An 18,552-nucleotide genomic window follows, 5' to 3' on the forward strand; every position below is an offset into this window, starting at 1 on the left:
TCCAGCGAGGCTGGATCGGGGCGGTGCGGTCAGCGCCCGGGATGATCGCCGGCGCGCTGCGGCGTGACCAGGATGAGCGCGACGATCGCCGCCGACAGCAATGCCGTCGCGAGCGGGCGGCTGAGGTCCAGGCCGCCCCGCGCGATCGGCTTGTCGAGGAAATCGCCAACCGTCGCGCCTAGCGGCCGGGTCAGAATGAACGCCGCCCAGAATAGCAGCACCCGCGACAGGCGGGTGGCGACGTAGAGCAGCGCCAGCACCGCCAGCGCAGCCCCGAACAGCAGGGCGGCACCGGCATAGCCGAGCGTCCCGTCCGCCACCCGGTCGCCCAGCGCGGTGCCCAGCGTCTGCGAGAAGGTGATGGTCACCCAGTAGAAGACCTCCGCCTTCGTCGTCGCGATCCGCTCGACGTTCACCGAACCGAGCGCGCGATGCCAGCTGAACAGCGAAAGCAGCACGAGCGCGAGCAGCAGCAGCGACCCGCCGGGATAGCCCAGGCCGAGCGACCGCGTCGCGAAATCGGCAAGCGTCGTGCCGGCGGTCGTCGAGGCGATGATCGTCGCCCAGTACAACCAGGGATGGAACCGCCGCGCGCGGATCTGCAACCCGGCGAGGCCGATCAGCAGCACGCCGAAGATCGCGGAGCCGACCAGATAGCCGTTGACGCCGCCCTCGCCGGCGGCGGGCGTCGTTTCGCCCAGCCAGCTCATGCTGACCGCGTCGCCGCCGGTCTCGCCGAGCGTCGTCGCCAGGATCTTGATGATCCAGAAGGTCAGCGTCACCGCCGGCACCTTTCGGGGTATCGGCCATGCATGGTCGGTCGTCATAGCCTTCTTACCCTTGGACATGCCGCGGCAGGATGCCCCGATCCGGGGGAGGGCGGCACGCCGTCCGCGAAGGGCGGCGCTCAGGCCGCGATCGGGAAGCGCAGCAAGCGGTCGTCGACCGGCACCAGCGCCTCCGCGCCGCGACCCACGGCCGCGGTGAGCGCGGGATGGTCGACGTCGAGGCCGCCGGTCAGCGCGCCGAAGGCGGGCAGGACGATCTTGCGCGCGGTCGCGACGAAGCAGCGGCGGGCGACCTGCTTGCCGCGCACCCGCAGGCGCAGCTTGGGATGGAAATGACCTGAGAGCTCGGGGCGCGGCTCGTCCGGCGCCGCTTCGTGGCGCAGGACCAGGCCCTCGACCGTCGCCTCCTCGACGACGTCGCCGCCACAGCGATCGACGAGCACGGGATCGTGGTTGCCGGTGATCCAGGTCCAGGCGAGCCGCGCCGTCAGGTCGCGCAGCAGCGCCTGCGCGGCAGGCGGCAGCCGCTCGCATCCGGCCGAGTCATGGAAACTGTCCCCCAGGCACCACAATTCGACCGCGCCCGTCGTCGCGACGAGACGCGCAAGCTCGGTCAGTGTGGCGATCGAATCATAGGGCGGCAGCATCTGGCCGCGCATGGCGAACCAGCTCGCCTTCTCGAAATGCAGGTCCGCGACGAGCAGCGCGCGCCGCGCCGGCCACCACAGGGCGCCGTCGCGAAGCGCGGCGAGATCATGACCGCCGAACGAAAAGGGAACCATTCCGCCGCCTTGCCGTCATGACTCCGGCAAATCAAGCGCTTGAAGTGGCCGATGCGAATAGACTTGCCTTGTCATGGATTAGGCGTAAAGCGCGCCGTCCTTCGCAAGGGGCGCTCTTTACAGGGGTAAGTCGCGCGCCATGTCCACGCTCGCCGGTCCACCGACCGTTCAACAACCAACGTCGCACGACCTATCGTCGTCGCACCATCCGCATCCCGCGCTGCCCGGCCTGATCCTGGGCGCGATCGGCGTGGTGTTCGGCGACATCGGCACCAGCCCGCTCTACGCGTTCCGCGAGGCGCTGGGCCAGACCGCCGCCGACGGCATCGACCCGTCGGAGATCCTGGGCGTGCTCAGCCTCGCGCTGTGGACGCTGACGCTGATCGTCACGATCAAATACGTGCTGTTCCTGATGCGGGCGGACAATCACGGCGAGGGCGGCGTGCTCGCGCTCGCGGCGCTTGCCCGGCGGGCGATCGGCGTGCGGTCGCGCATCGCGATCGTGCTGGGCGCGATCGGCGCGTCCCTCTTCTACGGCGACGCGATCATCACGCCGTCGCTGTCGGTGCTGTCGGCGATGGAGGGGCTGCGCACCATACCGAGCGCGGCGCACATCTTCGACGAGGGTACGATACGCGCGCTGACGATCGTCATCCTGATCGCGCTGTTTTTCATCCAATCGCGCGGCACGGCGATGGTCGCGACGCTGTTCGGCCCGATCTGCGTCGTGTGGTTCGTCGTGATCGGGGGGCTTGGCATCTGGCATATCGCCGACGAGCTCTCGATCTTCCGCGTGCTGTGGCCGAGCTATGGCATCCACTTCCTCGCGACGCACGGCACGGTCGGCCTGTTCGTGCTGGGCGCGGTGTTCCTGACCGTGACGGGCGCGGAGGCGCTGACCGCTGACATGGGGCATTTCGGCAAGCGCCCGATCCGCCTCGCCTGGCTGTTCCTCGTCTTCCCCGCGCTGATGCTCAACTACCTCGGCCAGGGCGCCTTCGCTTTGTCGAAGCTGGAGGCGGCGCAGGCCGCCGGCAAGACGTTCACCAATCAGGACTGGTTCTACCTGATGGCGCCGGAAAGCGTGCGCGGGCCGCTGGTCGTACTCGCCGGCCTCGCCACCGTCATCGCCAGCCAGGCGGTGATCACGGGCGCCTTCTCGCTGACACAGCAGGCGGTGCAGCTCGGCCTGCTGCCGCGCATGCGCCTGCGCCAGACATCCGCGGATTTCGCGGGGCAGATCTACCTGCCCGCGATCAACTGGATGCTGCTGGCCGGCGTGCTGGTGCTGATCCTGCAGTTCAAGACCTCGTCGGACATGGCCGCCGCCTATGGCATCGCCGTCACCGGCACGATGGTGGTGACGACGCTGCTCGGCTATCTGGTCGCGCGCCACGTCTGGGGCTGGCGCCGGCCGCTGGCGCTCGCCGCCATCCTGCCGTTCCTGCTGCTCGACACGATCTTCTTCGGCGCCAACATCCTGCGCGTGATCGAGGGCGGCTGGGTGCCGCTCGCGATCGCGGCGGCGATCGGCTTCCTGATCTACACCTGGGTACGCGGCAAGGGCATCGTGCGCGCGTTCGAGGCGCGGCAGAGCATCCCCCTCGCCGATCTCGCCGCGGCGCTGGCGAAGCGGCCGCCCGAGCGCGTGCCGGGCACCGCCGTGTTCCTGACCGGCAATCCGGAAGCCGCACCCGGCGCGCTGCTCCACAACCTCAAGCACAACAAGGTGCTGCACGCGCGCAACCTGGTGGTCAGCATCCGCACCGCGGACCGGCCGGTGGTCGACGCCGAACACCGCGCCAGGGTCGAGCGGCTCGACGACAATTTCGAGGTGGTCGTGCTGACCTATGGCTTCATGGAGAGCCCGGACGTGCCGGCGGACCTGGGTGTCGGCGCACGCACCGAGGTGCAGGGGCTGGACGCGATGAAGACGAGCTTCTTCATCGGCCGCAACACGCTGAAGCCGGAAGCGGACCAGGGAATGCCGCTATGGCAGGACCGCGTGTTCATGTTCCTGCAGCGCAACGCCAGCGACCCGACCGAATTCCTGCGCATCCCGCCGGGCAAGGTGCTGGAGCTGGGCGAGCAGGTGACGGTTTAGTCCGCGATCCAGCAAGGCTGGATCTGCGCGGTACCGGCCCTCACCCTTTCCACCGCTTTCGGCGGCAGGCCCCTTCCCTCTCCCGGCGGGAGGGGGAGCAGCCGGCGAAGGGTGAGGGTGCCCCCCTTACCCCGCGTAGGTCTTGACCAGATCGTACAGATAGTCGCGGCCTTCGTAGAGCGACTTGACCCCGATCCTTTCGTTGAGGCCGTGGATGCCGCCGCCGTCCTTCTCGATGAACATGCCGGGCACGCCATAGACGGGGATGCCGATCGCCTCGAAGAAGATGCCGTCGGTCGCGCCCGTCGACATCAGCGGCACGACGGGGGTGCCGGGGAAGTATTTCGCGGCGAGCGTGGTCGCCGGCCCGACGATCTTCGGGTCGAGCGTCGGCGGGATCGCGGTGGGACGGACGGGCTGGTTCGCCGTCACCTTGACCTTGGCGCCCGCCAGTTTCTGCAGCGTCGCCAGCGTCCCGTCGACCGTCTCGCCCGGGAAGATGCGGCAGTTGATGTTGGCGGTGGCGCGCTGCGGCAGCGCGTTTTCGGCATGGCCGGCACTCAGCAGCGTCGCGACGCAGGTGGTGCGCAGCGTCGAGTGGAAGGTCTTGTCCCGGCTGACGATCGCGTCGGCCGCCTTGTCATTGGGGTTGGCGAGCAGACGGGTGATCGCCGCGCCCGTCTCGCCGCCCGCCTGCTTCGCCGCGGCGGTGAAGAAGGCGCGCGTGGTATCGGTGAAGCGGATGGGGAATTCATAACCCTGCACCGCCTTCACCGAGTCCGCGAGTTCGTAGATCGCGTTGTCGGGCACCGGCTGCGAGCTGTGGCCGCCGGGATTGGTGGCGAGGAAGGTGTAGTTCTGCGCGGCCTTCTCGCCGACCTGGATCGCCAGGACCTCGCGCTTGCCGTCGGCGGTCAGGCGGCCGCCGCCGCCCTCGTTGAGCGCGAATTCGGCGGCGATCAGGTCCGGTTTGGTCTTCGCCAGCCATTCGGCGCCGTTGAAGGCATAGGTCGTCTCCTCGCCGCAGGTCAGCGCCAGCTTGATCGTCCGGCGCGGCGGCTTGCCCGCCTGCTTCAGCCGGATCATCGTATCCGCCCACACCGCCGCCATCGCCTTGTCGTCGACGGTGCCCCGGCCGTAATAATAGCCGCCTTCCTCGATCAGCTTGAACGGGTCGCGTACCCAGTCCTCGCGCTTGGCCGCGACGACGTCGATATGACCGAGCAGCAGCATCGGCTTGGCGGCCGGGTCGCTGCCCCGCAGCACCGCGACGACACCGCCGTCCTGCGGATGATCGGGGGTGGAAAACAGCGTGACGTCGCCATCGGCATAGCCGGCCGCCTTCAGGCGCGTCGCGATCTGCGTCGCCGCCTGGGTGCAGCTGCCGACGCCAACCACGGTATTGGTCTCAACGAGCTGCTTGTAGAGATCGAAGAAGGCGCGCTGGTCCGGCCGGGTCTGCGCCGGGGCGGCGGTGGCCGAGGCGAGCGCGACCGCCGCGGTGGCAAGGCCGGTGATGGTACGCGTCATGAATGCCCCTCTCGTTTCATTTCAAGCGAGTAGAGCGCGAAAGGAGACCAGGCGCAACAGGCTCCCCGCCCGCCTGCGGGAGGCGCCGGGGGTGGGCGCGTCCCCGCGTGACGGCGATCGCATGGCGGACGTGTCCGTTATCCCCGGACCGGCCCCCTCCTGCCCCCTCCCGCTAACGGGAGGGGCAAACGGTCACTCCGCCGCGACCGCCTCCGGGCTGTCGTCGAGCGGATGCGTCTGGCGGGACAGCATCTCCTTCGGCACGACCTGCCAGAAGCGACCGAGCGCCTGGTCCCAGTCGGCGAGCAGGCCCTTCGACCAGCGGCTGTCGGTCGCCGCCGCGTGTCGCTCGACGAGCGCGCGCAGCACGGCTTCCCAATGCGCGGACGCCAGCCGCTGCCAGACGATGTTTTCGGGGTTGGCGCGGCGTTCGAAGCTGTCGTCGGCGTCGTAAACGAAGGCCATGCCGCCCGTCATGCCGGCACCGAAGTTGGCGCCGACCTGACCCAGCACCACCGCGACGCCGCCGGTCATATATTCGCAGCCGTTGGCACCGCAGCCTTCGACCACCACGGTCGCGCCCGAATTGCGCACGGCGAATCGCTCGCCCGCCTGTCCCGCCGCCAGCAACGTGCCCGATGTCGCGCCGTAGAGGACGGTGTTGCCGACGATCGTATTGTCCTGGCTGGCAAGCGGCGAGGACACCGCGGGGCGGACGATGATCGTGCCGCCCGACAGGCCCTTGCCGACATAATCATTGGCGTCGCCGAACACCTCCAGCGTGACGCCCTTGCACAGGAACGCGCCGAGCGACTGGCCGGCCGAGCCGCGCAGGCGGACCGTGACATGGCCATCGGCGAGCGTCGCCATGCCGAACCGGCGCGTGATCTCGCTCGACAGGCGCGTGCCGACCGCGCGGTGGGTGTTGCGCACCGAATAGGTCAGCTGCATCTTCTCGCCGCGCGCGAACACCGGGGCGGCATCCTTGATGATCTGCGCATCCAGGCTGTCGGGCACGTCGTTGCGGAAGGTCGACAGGCTGAAGCGCCGTTCCGCGTCGGTCGCGTCGACCTTGGCGAGGATCGGGTTCAAGTCGAGATCGTCGAGATGCTCTGCGCCGCGGCTTACCTGACGGAGCAGTTCGGTACGGCCGATCACCTCGTCCAGGCTGCGGCAGCCCAGGCGGGCGAGGATGTCGCGCACCTCTTCGGCGATGAAGGTCATCAGGTTGATGACCTTTTCCGGCGTGCCGGTGAACTTGGCGCGCAACCGCTCGTCCTGCACGCAGACGCCGACCGGGCAGGTGTTCGAATGGCACTGGCGCACCATGATGCAGCCCATCGCGACGAGGCTGAGCGTGCCGATACCGAATTCTTCCGCGCCCAGGATCGCGGCGATGACGATGTCGCGCCCGGTCTTGAGCCCGCCGTCGGCGCGCAGCCTGACCCGGCCGCGCAGACCGTTCAGCGTCAGCACCTGGTTCACTTCGCTGAGCCCCATTTCCCAGGGCGTGCCCGCATATTTGATGCTGGTCTGCGGACTGGCGCCGGTGCCGCCGACGTGACCGGACACGAGGATGACGTCGGCATGCGCCTTGGCGACGCCCGCCGCGACCGTGCCGATGCCCGCCGAGCTGACCAGCTTGACCCCGACACGCGCGCGCGGGTTGATCTGCTTCAGATCGTAGATCAGCTGCGCCAGATCCTCGATCGAATAGATGTCGTGGTGCGGCGGCGGGCTGATCAGCGTCACGCCCGGGGTCGCATGGCGCAGCTTGGCGATGAATTCGGTCACCTTGAAACCGGGCAGCTGCCCGCCCTCGCCGGGCTTTGCCCCCTGCGCGACCTTGATCTCGATCTCCTCGCAGGCGCCGAGATATTCGGCAGTGACGCCGAAGCGGCCGGAGGCGACCTGCTTGATCGTCGAATTGGCGTTGTCGCCATTGGCATAAGGCGTGAAGCGGCTGACGTCCTCGCCACCCTCGCCCGACACCGCCTTGGCGCCGATGCGGTTCATCGCGATCGCCAGCGTCTCGTGCGCCTCCGGCGACAGCGCGCCCAGCGACATGCCCGGCGTGACGAAGCGCTTGCGGATTTCCGTGATCGCCTCGACCTGGTCGACGGGCACGCCCTCCGCGGGGAAATTAAACTGGAGGAGGTCGCGCAAATAGACCGGCGGCAGGTCGGCGACGCCACGGCTGAACTGGAGATAGCTGGTATAGCTGTCGGTCGCGACCGCCGTCTGTAGCAGGTGCATCAGCTGCGCCGAATAGGCATGCGTCTCGCCGGTATGACGCTGGCGATAGAAGCCGCCGATCGGCAGCTTCGCGATCCCCTCGTCCCAGGCAAGCTCGTGCCGGACGATCGCGCTGTGGTGCAGCGAGGCATAGCCTTCGCCCGAGATCTTGGCGGGCATGCCGGGGAACAGATCGTTGACGAGCGCGCGGCTGAGGCCGACCGCCTCGAAATTATAGCCGCCGCGATAGCTGGAGATCACCGCGATCCCCATCTTCGACATGATCTTGAGCAGCCCCTCCTCGATCGCGACGCGATGGCGGGCGAGGCAGGCGTCGAGGCCGAGATCGCCGAACAGGCCGCGCGCCTGGCGGTCGACGATCGCGGCTTCCGCCAGATAGGCGTTCACCGTCGTCGCGCCGACGCCGATCAGCACCGCATAGTAATGCGTGTCGAGGCATTCGGCCGAGCGGACGTTGATCGAGGCGTAGGAGCGCAGGCCCTTGCGGACGAGATGCGTATGCACCGCGGCGACGGCGAGCACGCCCGCGATCGCGACGCGGCCTTCGGAGACATGCTCGTCGGTCAGGAACAGCTCGCTCTTGCCCTGGCGCACCGCCTGTTCCGCCTCGTTGCGGATGCGCTGGATCGCGGCGCGCAGCTTTTCCGGGCCGCCGTCCGCGTCGAAAGTGCAGTCGATCTCGCTCGCGCTGCTGCCGAAATGCGCGCGCAACCGAGCCCAGTCGTGCCCGGTCAGCACCGGCGAATCGAGCACCAGCACGCGTTCGCGGCGATCCTCCGTGTCGAGGATGTTGGCCAGATTGCCGAAGCGCGTCTTGAGCGACATGACGTAACGCTCGCGCAGCGAGTCGATCGGCGGGTTGGTGACCTGGCTGAAGTTCTGGCGGAAGAACTGGCTGATGAGCCGCGGCTTGTCGCTGATCACCGCGAGCGGCGTGTCGTCGCCCATCGAGCCGACCGCTTCCTTCGCCGAATCGACCATGGGCGACAGGATCAGCTCCATGTCCTCCAGCGTCAGGCCGGCGGCGACCTGGCGGCGGGTGAGGTCGGCGCGATCGTAGCGGACGGTGGCGTCCGGTACCTCCGGCAGGTCGCGCATCGCGTGGAATTCACCGATCATCGCGGCGTAATCGTGCTCGGCGGCGATCCGGTCCTTGACCTCGCGGTCGTTAAGGACGCGCCCTTCGTCGAGGTCGACCGCGATCATCTGGCCCGGCCCCAGCCGCCCCTTGGCGACGATCGTCGATTCCGGAACGACGACCATGCCGCTTTCCGATCCGACGATCAGCAGGCCGTCGGCGGTCTGCGTGTAGCGCAGCGGGCGCAGCGCGTTGCGATCGACGCCGCCGACCGCCCAGCGTCCGTCGGTCATCGCCAGCGCGGCGGGGCCGTCCCACGGCTCCATCACCGAGGCGAGATAGTTGTACATCGCGGCGTGCGGCGTGGGCAGGTCGGCCGACATCGCCTCGGGCACCAGCATGATCTTCGCGGTCGGCGCGTCGCGCCCCGAGCGGCAGATCGTCTCGAACACCGCGTCGAGCGCCGCGGTGTCGCTGGCGCCGGCCGGGATCACCGGCTTGATATCCTCCGAGTTGTCGCCGAACGCCGTCGCCGCCATCCGGATCTCGTGGCTGAGCATCCAGTTCTTGTTGCCGCGGATCGTGTTGATCTCGCCGTTATGCGCGAGGCAGCGGAACGGCTGCGCGAGCCACCATTGCGGGAAGGTGTTGGTCGAATAGCGCTGGTGAAAGATCGCGACGCGGCTTTCGAACCGCTGGTCCTGCAGGTCGGGGTAGAAGACCGACAGGCTCTCCGCGAGGAACAGGCCCTTGTAGACGATCGAGCGGCAGCTGAGCGAACAGACGTAGAAGCCCTGGATCTGCGCGGCGATGACGCGCTTCTCGATCCGGCGGCGGATGAGATACAGGTTCTTCTCGAACTCGGCCGCCGACATCTCGTCGGGCATCGGCCCGGCGATCATGATCTGCTCGATCTCGGGACGCGTCGCCTGCGCCTTGATGCCGATGACGGAAACGTCGACCGGGACCTGACGCCAACCGTAGATGGTGTAGCCCGCCTCGATGATCGCGCTTTCGACGATCGTGCGGCAACTCTCCTGCGCGCCGAGGTCGGTGCGCGGCAGGAAGATCATGCCGACCGCGAGCCGGTTGGGCAGCACCTTGTGGCCGGAGGCGACGACGGCATCGTCGAAGAAGCGGTGCGGCAGGTCGATGTGAAGACCCGCGCCGTCGCCGGTCTTGCCGTCGGCATCGACCGCGCCGCGGTGCCACACCGCCTTCAGCGCGTCGATCGCCGACTGGACGACGCGGCGCGACGCGCGCCCGTCGGTCGCGGCGACGAGGCCGACGCCGCAGGCATCGCCCTCGTAATCCGGACGGTACATGCCATGGTCGGCGAGATGCCGGCGTTGATCGGTCATGGCGGCGGTCACGGCATCAGTCATGGGATCGGTCCATCGTCGGGCCGCCGCGGGCGGCCGGTGTCGGTGTCGAAGCGGGAATCAGGCGGCGACCTTCGCGCGCCTGGCGCTGGCCTTCAGCCACTTGTGCATCGCGCTCGCGACGTCGCGGCCGTCGCGGATCGCCCAGACGACGAGGCTGGCGCCGCGCACGATGTCGCCCGCCGCGAAGACCCCGTCGAGGCTGGTCATCAGCGTCTTGCCGTCGACCAGCACGGTGCCCCAGCGCGACACGCCGAGTTCGGGCGCGCCGAACAGGCCGGGGAGGTCCTCCGCGTCGAAGCCGAGCGCCTTGATCACCAGGTCGGCGTGCACCGTGAAGTCGCCGGACGGATCGGCTTCCGGCGCGCGCCTTCCGCTGGCGTCGGGCGCGCCCAGCCGCATCCGTCGCGCCCGCACGGTTCCGTCGGCGTCGAAGGCCGCGGGGGCGGAAAGCCAGACGAACTCCGCGCCCTCCTCCTCCGCATTGGCCACTTCGCGCTGGCTGCCCGGCATGTTGGCGCGATCGCGGCGATACAGGCACTTCACGGACGCGGCGCCCTGGCGGATCGCGGTGCGCACGCAGTCCATCGCGGTATCGCCGCCCCCGATGACCACGACATGCTTGCCCTGCGCGTCGAGCGCGCCGCCGTCGAAGGCCGGCACCGCATCGCCGAAGCCCTTGCGATTGGAGGCGATCAGATAGTCGAGCGCGGCCACGACACGCCCGTCGACACCCTGGCCCAGGTCGAGGTCGCGCGCGCGATAGACGCCGGTGGCGATCAGCACCGCGTCATGCCGTCGGCGCAGCTCGTCGAGGCTCGCCTGCTCGCCAACGGAAAAGCCGGTGTGGAAGACGATGCCGCCGGCCGCGAGCCGCTCGACCCGGCGCATCACGACCGGCTTCTCCAGCTTGAAGCCGGGGATGCCGTAGGTCAGCAGCCCGCCGGCGCGATCGTGCCGATCGTAGACATGGACGTCATAACCGTGACCGCGCAGATATTCCGCCGCGGTGAGGCCCGCCGGCCCCGCGCCGATGACCGCGACCGACTGGCCGCGCGCCGGACCCGGCGCGAGCGGCTCGACCCAGCCCTCTTCCCAGGCGGTGTCGGTGATGAACTTCTCGACCGAACCGATCGTGACCGCGCCGTGCCCGGAGAATTCGATGACGCAATTGCCCTCGCAAAGCCGGTCCTGCGGGCAGATGCGGCCGCAGATCTCGGGCATGGTCGAGGTCGCGTTGCTCAGCTCATAGGCCTCGCGCAGCCGGCCCTCCGCGGTCAGGCGGAGCCAGTCGGGGATGTGGTTGTGCAGGGGACAGTGCACCGAGCAATAGGGCACGCCGCATTGCGAGCAGCGGCCCGCCTGTTCCTCGGCCGCCGGCACGGCATAGCGCGCGGCGATCTCACGGAAATCGTCCGCCCGCGCCTCTGCCTCGCGCTTTTCGGGATATTTTTGTTCCCGTCCGACGAACTTCAGCATCGATTCGTGCGCCATGGAGCCTCCTGATCGTGCCGCTACGCACGATCGGGGGCCATGTCACGTACAAAATGGCCGATAGGGCAGAACTTGTTACCTATTTTATCGACTGTGCGGTATCTGCCGCCGACTGCCGGTCCGATTGCCGGGGAAATACATACCGATACGGTACTATCTAAGCTGGAGTGCGATCAGCGCGACGACGCCGACGATGATGCGATACCAAGCGAAGGGCGCGAAACCGTGCCGCGTGATCACCGCCATGAACCAGCGGATCACCAGCATCGCGACGATGAACGACACCACGAAACCGACCGCGATCGCCAGCCATTCACCCTGCGCCAGCGTCGCGCCCGACTTGAGCAGGTCGTAGCCGCTGGCGGCGAGCATCGTCGGTATGGCGAGGAAGAAGGAGAATTCCGCCGCCGCCTGGCGATCCACCCCCAGCGTCAGCGCGCCCATGATCGTCGCGCCCGATCGACTGACGCCCGGGATCATCGCGAGGCACTGCATGAAGCCGATGCCGAGCGCGGTCGTGGCGGGCATCGTCTCCACCGATTCGACACGCGCGCGCTTCGCCATCCGCTCGATCGCCAGGATCGCGACGCCGCCGACGATCAGCGCGACCGCGACGACGGTCGGCTTTTCCAGCAGGGCCTTGACCGCCTTGTAGACGACGAAGCCGATCGCCATCGCGGGCAGGAAGCCTAGGACGACGTTGCGCACGAAGGCGATCGACCGGCGCTCCGCCGCGAACAGGCCGACCGCGACGCCCCAGAAGCGGCGCCAGTATAGGACGATGACCGCAAGGATCGCACCCAGCTGGATGACGATGTCGAACGTCGCCGTGCCCTGGTTCTGCACGCCGAGCAGCGTGCCGGCGAGGATGAGATGGCCGGTCGAGGAGACGGGCAGGAATTCCGTGACCCCCTCGACGATGCCGAGGAGGATGGCGGTGAGGAGGTCCATGGTGATGTCCTAGCCGAAGAGGGGCGTGTCAGGCGTGATAGAGGGTCTCGGCGCGGCGGCCGAACCGCCCCTTGCGACGGAAGCGGACAAGCCAGTCGGGTGCGACAGTGGCGAGCGGCGTCGCCTCGATGCCCAGCGCCGCGAGGCCCGGCGCGTCCGGCGCGACGACATTGTCGCGCTGGAGCATCTGCCACTGGTCGGTGGTGATGGGCGCGAGCGGCAGGCGGGCGAGCAGCGCCCCCGCCGCATCGGGCAGTTCGACGATCGACGGCTTGCGGCCCAGCGTGGTGGCGAGCCAGCGGATGATCTCGCCCATGCTCATCACGTCGGGACCGCCAAGCTCGAAGGTGCGGCCGGCATGCTTCGGGGCCAGCGCCGCGGCGAAGGCATCGCCGACGTCGGCGGCGAACACCGGCTGGAACTTCACCGGCGCGCGCAGCACCGGCACGACCGGGAAGGCCTCGATCATTCCCGCGAAGCGGTTGAGGAACTGATCCTCGCGACCGAAGACGATCGAGGGACGGATGATCGCGGCACGCGGGAAGGCGGCGCGCACCGCCTCCTCGCCGCGACCCTTGGTGCTGCCATAGGCCGAGCGCGCGGCGGGATCGGCGCCGATCGCCGACATGTGCACCAGCGCCTCGACTCCCGCGCCCGCCGCCGCCTCGGCGACGTTGCGGGCACCGGTGACGTGGATCGCCTCGAACGCCCCCTCGAGAACGCCGACGAGGTTGATCACCGCGTCCGCCCCCGCGACGGCGCGATGCACCGTATCGGCCCGCGTCACGTCGGCCGCGACGAACTGCATCTGACCCAGGCCGCCCAGCGGCTTCAGGAACCAGGCCCGCCGCGGGTCGCGCTCCGCGACGCGGACGCGCGCGCCGGCGCGCAGCAGCGCCTGCACGACGTAGCGGCCGACGAACCCGCCGCCCCCGAACACGGTTACCAGTTTGTCGTTCATGATCGGCCCTTCTCGCCGGAATGGGAAAATTCGCTGTGCCGCCCTTGCCCCGCGAAAGTCGTGTTGACAAGGCGGCGCCGCGCCCCCTAAAGGCCGCCGCCTACCCCGTGCCCAGATGGCGGAATTGGTAGACGCACCAGCTTCAGGTGCTGGCGATCGCAAGGTCGTGGAGGTTCGAGTCCTCTTCTGGGCACCACCCTTCCCCTAAGGGGTTGAGAAGGCAAGAAACGTCGGAAATCCGTGGCTTACAGGTCTTCGTCCGGTACAAAAACTGGAGCAAAGACCTGGATGGGCAAGAGCATTCCACACGTCTCCGCGGACGCAGCAACCGGCCGCCTCTTCTATCGCCGGGCATTCCCTGAAACGCTCCGCCCGTTTCTCGCCAAGGCCCGCCGGGAACTAAAAGTGCCCTTGGGTGCCAAGCATTTTCTCACGGCCGAAGCGATGCGGCATTGGGAGGCAGCTCACCGGCAGTTCGCACGGCAGGTGCAGGAGGCGGAAGCGGCGAGGCGCCTCAAGGCCAAGGCAGAGGCAGGCGCCTACGACCCCCTCACGCCCGAGCGCCTCCAGTACCTCGTTGAGGTCTTCATCCGTGAGTGGCACCGCCGCGACGAAGAGGCCCTCCGGACCCAAGGAGGCGATTGGGCCGACCGGTCCCTTGGTGGATGGGCAGAGCATCTATCCGACTTTAAGCAGTGGCGGGTCGAGGGCGACACCGATGCCTTGGAGAGCTGGTGGGGCAAGCAGGCCGATCGCCTCCTGTCGTCGGAAGGGTTCCGGCTGGCACCCGAGGACGACAGCGGACGCGAGACGCTGCTGTGGGAGATGAACGCCGCCGCCATTCGGATGAGCGAAGACGCCCAGGCACGCCTTAGGGGCAGCGTGGTGCCGGTACCGGCTCGCCCCGTCCGCCCGCCGCGGCCAAGCGCCTCTCAGGCTCCTGAGTTGCCCACGGCATCCGGGGAGAGCTTCGAGGCGATCACAGAGCATCTCATGGCGCGGGCAAGCAAGCCGATGAGCGCCACCACCAAGGAAAGTGTCCGCACTGCCCTCCGGCTGTTCCGTGAGACGCACGGCACGCCAAGCCCCGACGAGATCACCCGTCGCATGGTCGCCGACTGGCTGGACCTCCTGGCTCAGCGTCCCTCCAAGCTGCCGCCGGAACACCGGGCGGCCCCACTGCCGCAGCTTGTGGCGATCTATCGTGAGCGGAACGATGTGCCCCGCCTGAGCGCAAAGACCCTCGCCCAGCACGTGAGCGCCTTGGGCGCCCGGTGGACCCAAGCAGGACGCGCGGGGCGCCTCGACCAAGCTACGCCCAACCCGTTCAAGGATCACGAGCTTGATCGCGCGTCCCGCCCCCTGGAGCCCAAGGGTTTCTCGCCGGACGAAATCGCCTCCATCTTCCGCCTGCCCATCTTCACTGTCGGAGAGAGGCCGCGGGGCGGCAAGGGCGAGGCATCCTACTGGCTCCCGTTGCTCCTGCTGCATACCGGCGCAAGACCTGAGGAGATCGCGCAGCTCCTGGTGACTGACCTGTTCAAGGAGCCGAAGAGCGGGCGTTGGATGCTCCGGATCACAGACCAAGGCATCCATCCTCAGAAGGGCCCCCAGCGTCTCAAGAACGCAGGCAGCCGCCGCACCTTCCCGGTTCCGCTACCCCTGATTGACCTGGGGCTCCTTCGGTACCGGTCGGCACTCAAGGCCGCCGGGGAGACAGCGTTGTTCCCCATGCTTCGCACGAAGAGCCAGCGAGGCCTCCTGTTCGCAGGCTTTGGCGATTGGTGGGGCAAGTATTTGAGGGAGCATGGCGTGCACCTGGAGGGCAACGGCCGCCAGCCGGCCCGTGAGACCCGGCACACCTGGAGCACGGCGGCGCGAGCCTGTGGGGTCCCGCGGGAGAACATGGCGTACATCATGGGCCACGCGCTGTCGGATGCGACCTCCGGCGAAAGCTATGGAGACCTCAATCCACTGGGGGCCGCAATCGACCGTGTGACCATCCCTGGCTTCGACGTTGCTAAAGTCGCCCCGTGGTCGCCTTAGGTCATGTTCATGAGGACATAAATTAGCTTGACGTCGGGAACTACCGCCTCCACTTCGTTGGCCGCGAGTTGCTCTACCTTAGCCACAAATGAACGGATGGGGCCGACAGTTACCGACAGTGATTGCCGGCCCCCTTGGTTCTCAAGGTAGCTCGTCAAGCTTCATGAGGTGAATGGGCAATTTGCGCTCCGGCGCCGCCTTCTGCCACACGGTTCCTTTAATACTGCCCAGCACCCCATCGTCGGCGAAGTACGCGCCATCCAATTCGATATCAATCCGCTGATTTCCGATCGAACCGAAAGCAGTAGTTACCAATCCGTGCGAAGCATTATACGCCCATGTCTCTGCTACAGCCGTGACGTGCGCCCCGTCCAACTCGTACCGGCCCCGATATGCCATCAGGCTATCGCCGCCGAAAATGCGACCAGACTCTAATACGAGGATACCGCTATTTGCGGACGGGTTACGGCTGTCGACATCCCCGAAATACGCCGCCCACATTCCTTCGATGCTCATGTTGTTCGCCCAAAGTGCGGGCAACGTCGGCTGCTGCTGTTCGATTATCAAGGGGCGATCTTCCGGTAGCTCCAGCGGGCGTTCACCCTTTCACCGCTGGGGCTTTCCGAACGATAATGACGGTGATCGGAAACGACGAAAGAGCTTCGTCAGGCGGTACCGCAGTACCGCGCAACGGTGGCCTTGCTGATCCCAAAGCGCTTCATGGTCTCCCGGATCGTCGCCGGACCGTTCGACGCTCTCCAGGCACGGACTTCGGCAGCATCGGCCGCTTTGGGCCGTCCCAGGCTCTCTTTACCCCTGTGGGTCTTGCCAGTCGCCTCCAGGGCCGCACGGGCAGCCTGCCGGCCGCTCTCACACCGCTCCTTGATCCGGCCACGCTCCATGTCGGCCATCTGGGCGAGGACGGCCACGATCAGTTCCCCCACGCCCCTGCCGATCACGCCAAGGCCTCGCACGTCCAGCGAGACGCCCTTGTCGAGAAGTCGCCGGACGGTAGCCTGGACGTCCAAAGCATCACGCCCCAAGCGGTCAATCGAGTAGACGTGGATGGTGTCGCCCTTACGGGCCACCTGGAGAAGCTGAGCGAAGCCTGGGCGGTCTTCCGCTTTGACGGCTCCACTGATGCCGACATCCTGAAACTCAAACTCGAAGTCGACACCACCGGACGCAAGCGCCTGCCGCTGCGCCTCGATTGACTGATCGCCCGACGAGACACGGTAATAGGAAATTCGGCTCATGGTCTCGGCTCCAACGTCTCAGAAGGTTAGCCATCTTTGTGAGACATGTCGCATTACCTGTCAAATATCTTTTGAGACAACCAGACGGGCGCCGCAGGGGCTGACCCGAAACCTACACCTTTCGAGGCTTTTGAATGTGCGATCATCGTGGCACTCTTTACGCAAGGAGTGTCGGGAGTGGTGTCGATATCACAGTCATCGAAAGAGACGCGTTGCGAGCACCATTGGGCGGACATGATCGCCGGCCTCCTACGGGTCGAGATCGACGCTGGTCGGCTGGTCCAGGTCCAGCTCCCAGGCGCCAGGGTGCCCATCCTGGTAGAGGATGCCCAGCGTTGGGTCGAGTTCCTGGTCGTGAAGGACCCACAGGGCGTCCTCTACTACGCCTACGACCCGGCGGGGATCGTGGTGATCGCTGAGCCCACGAGGGCACCGAAAGAAGGCGAGAAGCCCTACTGGATGCGGGTGGACGACTGATGCAAAACGAAGAAGGCATTGACTGGGAGGGACTGGCCCCCTCGACAATCCGAGCTGTGGCGCGGCTTGCCCGAAGCAGGGCAAACCAGCCGCTACCTGCCGATATTGAGCAGGCCTATCCAGTTCACGTGGAGCAAAAGGCATTCCGCGTCTTCGCTATGGCGCTGTCTGCGATTGCGGATGACCTTGAGCAGAAGCGGTCTGGCTAACCGACCCCTGGTGCAATTACGCATGTCGTCAATGGTGGGGGAGGATGGGACGCAGCACAACAACTTGCACGCATGGGCCAGCTCACGGCCAAGGTGCGAGATGCCCCGAAGAGGGATTACGAGCGCGACAACAAGCGGCTCACTTGGGCCGATGTGGCCGCCAGCGAGGAATACGATGAGCCTGGGATGGATGCCGCGAATGTTGAGATGCAGCGCCGTGACCTGGGTCATTAAGCGGTGATCGCAGTTCCGCAGGCGATCGTGGCCGCCGAGCCGGGCGAGAAGATCGACCTTCGGGTGCGCCGAGAGCCAAGCTGTGCCGCAGAGGCCAGCGGCGACGATGTCATTGTGTGCGGCAAGCGTGATAACGAGCAGTACCGGCTCCGACCTTTGCCGCCGCCTCCGGAGACGCCCGGACTGTTGTCTCGCCCCCTTCGAATGCAGATCGCGCCCGGCGTGTCCTTCGGGTTCCAGCGGGGCGGCGGGTTCGGGTTCAAGGCCGAGCTGGGGCCGGGGAAGAAGACAGATGATGCGGGTAAGTAGGGAGGGCATGACTGTCACCCTCGGGCGATTACATGCGTAGTCAGTGGTGGGGAGGCTTGGATGCGGGTCAGGTTAAACGTCTGGATGCGATTGGCGATCGTGGTCACCGGCTTGTGGCTGATCGGCGCCACGTTGACGATCCACATGGCTACGATGAACCAAAGATTTGATTTTGCGGGCCGCCTGTATTCGATGTGCTACGACGGCTTCTCTCGCCTACAAGATCAGTATCCACTGGCTGACTATTCCAAGGACAAGGAGAAGTGCAGCCAGGACTCTGCTGACTACTTGGACCGCGAGCCGTCCGCCCTCTCGACGCTGGGCATGTCCTTCCTGGGCAGCGCGGTCCTCGCGGCGATCGCATGGGTCCTCGGGGGTATCGCCTACGTGCTCGTGCGCTGGGTCTTGAGGGGACGATCAGGCACTGTGTGAGCCAGTGAGGGGACGGCGAGGTCGCCCTCAAAGCATGACAAGGGCATGGAGCGCAGCGGCGCCTTGGCGGCCGACTAGTGCCAACGATATGACGATTGTCGCAAAGGCCACGAGGAGCAGCGTGAGCGCCAGCATGGCCACCCAGGGGCGCTTGTCGGGCCTGAAGGCGACCACGAGGTGATAGATCAGGTCAGTGAGCTTCATCGAACGGTCCTCCGCGCAGCGCTAATGCGATCACGGTCCGTTCCTGCGTTCCGCACATA

The 18,552-nt window shown here is 67.1% G+C and carries 16 protein-coding genes and 1 tRNA gene; 7 read left to right on the forward strand and 10 right to left on the reverse strand.

Annotation, left to right across the window (positions count from 1 at the left end):
• Positions 1–29 precede the first annotated feature (29 nt).
• Positions 30–827 (reverse strand): hypothetical protein, encoded by a 798-nt coding sequence (locus RF701_RS10840; protein WP_308814964.1) that lies wholly within the window; start codon positions 825–827, stop codon positions 30–32.
• Positions 828–907: 80 nt separating this feature from the next.
• Positions 908–1,570, reverse strand: a complete 663-nt coding sequence (pdeM, locus tag RF701_RS10845) for a ligase-associated DNA damage response endonuclease PdeM (RefSeq protein WP_308814965.1) — start codon at positions 1,568–1,570, stop codon at positions 908–910.
• A 139-nt stretch (positions 1,571–1,709) separates the two neighbouring features.
• Between pdeM and RF701_RS10850 the strand changes: the two genes are divergently transcribed.
• Positions 1,710–3,674 carry a potassium transporter Kup gene (locus tag RF701_RS10850; RefSeq protein WP_203309174.1) on the forward strand — a complete coding sequence of 655 codons (1,965 nt, stop codon included), beginning with the start codon at positions 1,710–1,712 and terminating at the stop codon, positions 3,672–3,674.
• A 126-nt stretch (positions 3,675–3,800) separates the two neighbouring features.
• On the opposite strand, the gene RF701_RS10855 is transcribed toward RF701_RS10850, so the two are convergent.
• The 5 genes from RF701_RS10855 to RF701_RS10875 form a co-directional block, all read right to left on the reverse strand.
• On the reverse strand, positions 3,801–5,204 hold the full coding sequence (locus RF701_RS10855; protein WP_308814966.1) for a M20/M25/M40 family metallo-hydrolase: 1,404 nt from the start codon (positions 5,202–5,204) through the stop codon (positions 3,801–3,803).
• A gap of 192 nt (positions 5,205–5,396) precedes the next feature.
• Entirely contained in the window at positions 5,397–9,923 is a 4,527-nt protein-coding gene (gltB, locus tag RF701_RS10860) for a glutamate synthase large subunit (RefSeq protein ID WP_246848031.1), read from the reverse strand.
• Positions 9,924–9,980: 57 nt separating this feature from the next.
• On the reverse strand, positions 9,981–11,414 hold the full coding sequence (locus RF701_RS10865; RefSeq protein ID WP_308814967.1) for an NAD(P)-dependent oxidoreductase: 1,434 nt from the start codon (positions 11,412–11,414) through the stop codon (positions 9,981–9,983).
• A gap of 153 nt (positions 11,415–11,567) precedes the next feature.
• On the reverse strand, positions 11,568–12,371 hold the full coding sequence (locus RF701_RS10870; RefSeq protein ID WP_308815655.1) for an undecaprenyl-diphosphate phosphatase: 804 nt from the start codon (positions 12,369–12,371) through the stop codon (positions 11,568–11,570).
• Between the two features lie 22 nt (positions 12,372–12,393).
• Positions 12,394–13,326 carry a complex I NDUFA9 subunit family protein gene (locus RF701_RS10875; RefSeq protein WP_308814968.1) on the reverse strand — a complete coding sequence of 311 codons (933 nt, stop codon included), beginning with the start codon at positions 13,324–13,326 and terminating at the stop codon, positions 12,394–12,396.
• Positions 13,327–13,435: 109 nt separating this feature from the next.
• On the opposite strand from RF701_RS10875, the gene RF701_RS10880 reads away from it, so the two are divergent.
• Both RF701_RS10880 and RF701_RS10885 read left to right on the forward strand, forming a co-directional pair.
• Positions 13,436–13,522, forward strand: a tRNA-Leu gene (locus tag RF701_RS10880).
• A gap of 92 nt (positions 13,523–13,614) precedes the next feature.
• Positions 13,615–15,372 carry a hypothetical protein gene (locus tag RF701_RS10885; RefSeq protein WP_308814969.1) on the forward strand — a complete coding sequence of 586 codons (1,758 nt, stop codon included), beginning with the start codon at positions 13,615–13,617 and terminating at the stop codon, positions 15,370–15,372.
• Between the two features lie 141 nt (positions 15,373–15,513).
• Here RF701_RS10885 and RF701_RS10890 read toward each other — a convergent pair whose 3' ends face one another.
• Together RF701_RS10890 and RF701_RS10895 are read right to left on the reverse strand one after the other, a co-directional pair.
• Positions 15,514–15,939 carry a hypothetical protein gene (locus tag RF701_RS10890; RefSeq protein WP_308814970.1) on the reverse strand — a complete coding sequence of 142 codons (426 nt, stop codon included), beginning with the start codon at positions 15,937–15,939 and terminating at the stop codon, positions 15,514–15,516.
• 98 nt (positions 15,940–16,037) lie between these two features.
• Positions 16,038–16,628 carry a recombinase family protein gene (locus RF701_RS10895; RefSeq protein ID WP_308814971.1) on the reverse strand — a complete coding sequence of 197 codons (591 nt, stop codon included), beginning with the start codon at positions 16,626–16,628 and terminating at the stop codon, positions 16,038–16,040.
• A gap of 234 nt (positions 16,629–16,862) precedes the next feature.
• Between RF701_RS10895 and RF701_RS10900 the strand changes: the two genes are divergently transcribed.
• The 4 genes from RF701_RS10900 (at position 16,863) to RF701_RS10915 (ending at position 18,289) form a co-directional block, all read left to right on the forward strand.
• Positions 16,863–17,105, forward strand: a complete 243-nt coding sequence (locus RF701_RS10900) for a hypothetical protein (RefSeq protein ID WP_308814972.1) — start codon at positions 16,863–16,865, stop codon at positions 17,103–17,105.
• Positions 17,106–17,386: 281 nt separating this feature from the next.
• Positions 17,387–17,548 carry a hypothetical protein gene (locus RF701_RS10905; RefSeq protein ID WP_308814973.1) on the forward strand — a complete coding sequence of 54 codons (162 nt, stop codon included), beginning with the start codon at positions 17,387–17,389 and terminating at the stop codon, positions 17,546–17,548.
• Positions 17,549–17,551: 3 nt separating this feature from the next.
• Positions 17,552–17,857, forward strand: a complete 306-nt coding sequence (locus tag RF701_RS10910) for a hypothetical protein (RefSeq protein WP_308814974.1) — start codon at positions 17,552–17,554, stop codon at positions 17,855–17,857.
• Positions 17,858–17,941: 84 nt separating this feature from the next.
• Positions 17,942–18,289, forward strand: coding sequence for a hypothetical protein (locus RF701_RS10915; RefSeq protein WP_308814975.1), 348 nt, complete (start codon positions 17,942–17,944; stop codon positions 18,287–18,289).
• A 27-nt stretch (positions 18,290–18,316) separates the two neighbouring features.
• Here the strand turns inward: RF701_RS10915 and RF701_RS10920 are convergent, their stop codons facing one another.
• Positions 18,317–18,493 carry a hypothetical protein gene (locus RF701_RS10920; RefSeq protein ID WP_308814976.1) on the reverse strand — a complete coding sequence of 59 codons (177 nt, stop codon included), beginning with the start codon at positions 18,491–18,493 and terminating at the stop codon, positions 18,317–18,319.
• Positions 18,494–18,552 lie beyond the last annotated feature (59 nt).

Source organism: Sphingomonas sp. GV3 (assembly GCF_031082075.1).
Classification (GTDB): Bacteria; Pseudomonadota; Alphaproteobacteria; order Sphingomonadales; family Sphingomonadaceae; genus Sphingomonas; species Sphingomonas beigongshangi.

Excerpts from the sequence above, each read along its gene's own strand:
- RF701_RS10840 (WP_308814964.1), bottom strand. The coding sequence starts at position 827 with ATGACGACCGACCATGCATGGCCGATACCCCGAAAGGTGCCGGCGGTG.
- pdeM (WP_308814965.1), bottom strand. The coding sequence starts at position 1,570 with ATGGTTCCCTTTTCGTTCGGCGGTCATGATCTCGCCGCGCTTCGCGAC.
- RF701_RS10850 (WP_203309174.1), top strand. The coding sequence starts at position 1,710 with ATGTCCACGCTCGCCGGTCCACCGACCGTTCAACAACCAACGTCGCAC.
- RF701_RS10855 (WP_308814966.1), bottom strand. The coding sequence starts at position 5,204 with ATGACGCGTACCATCACCGGCCTTGCCACCGCGGCGGTCGCGCTCGCC.
- gltB (WP_246848031.1), bottom strand. The coding sequence starts at position 9,923 with ATGACTGATGCCGTGACCGCCGCCATGACCGATCAACGCCGGCATCTC.
- RF701_RS10865 (WP_308814967.1), bottom strand. The coding sequence starts at position 11,414 with ATGGCGCACGAATCGATGCTGAAGTTCGTCGGACGGGAACAAAAATAT.
- RF701_RS10875 (WP_308814968.1), bottom strand. The coding sequence starts at position 13,326 with ATGAACGACAAACTGGTAACCGTGTTCGGGGGCGGCGGGTTCGTCGGC.
- RF701_RS10885 (WP_308814969.1), top strand. The coding sequence starts at position 13,615 with ATGGGCAAGAGCATTCCACACGTCTCCGCGGACGCAGCAACCGGCCGC.
- RF701_RS10895 (WP_308814971.1), bottom strand. The coding sequence starts at position 16,628 with ATGAGCCGAATTTCCTATTACCGTGTCTCGTCGGGCGATCAGTCAATC.
- RF701_RS10900 (WP_308814972.1), top strand. The coding sequence starts at position 16,863 with ATGATCGCCGGCCTCCTACGGGTCGAGATCGACGCTGGTCGGCTGGTC.
- RF701_RS10905 (WP_308814973.1), top strand. The coding sequence starts at position 17,387 with ATGGGCCAGCTCACGGCCAAGGTGCGAGATGCCCCGAAGAGGGATTAC.
- RF701_RS10915 (WP_308814975.1), top strand. The coding sequence starts at position 17,942 with ATGCGATTGGCGATCGTGGTCACCGGCTTGTGGCTGATCGGCGCCACG.
- RF701_RS10920 (WP_308814976.1), bottom strand. The coding sequence starts at position 18,493 with ATGAAGCTCACTGACCTGATCTATCACCTCGTGGTCGCCTTCAGGCCC.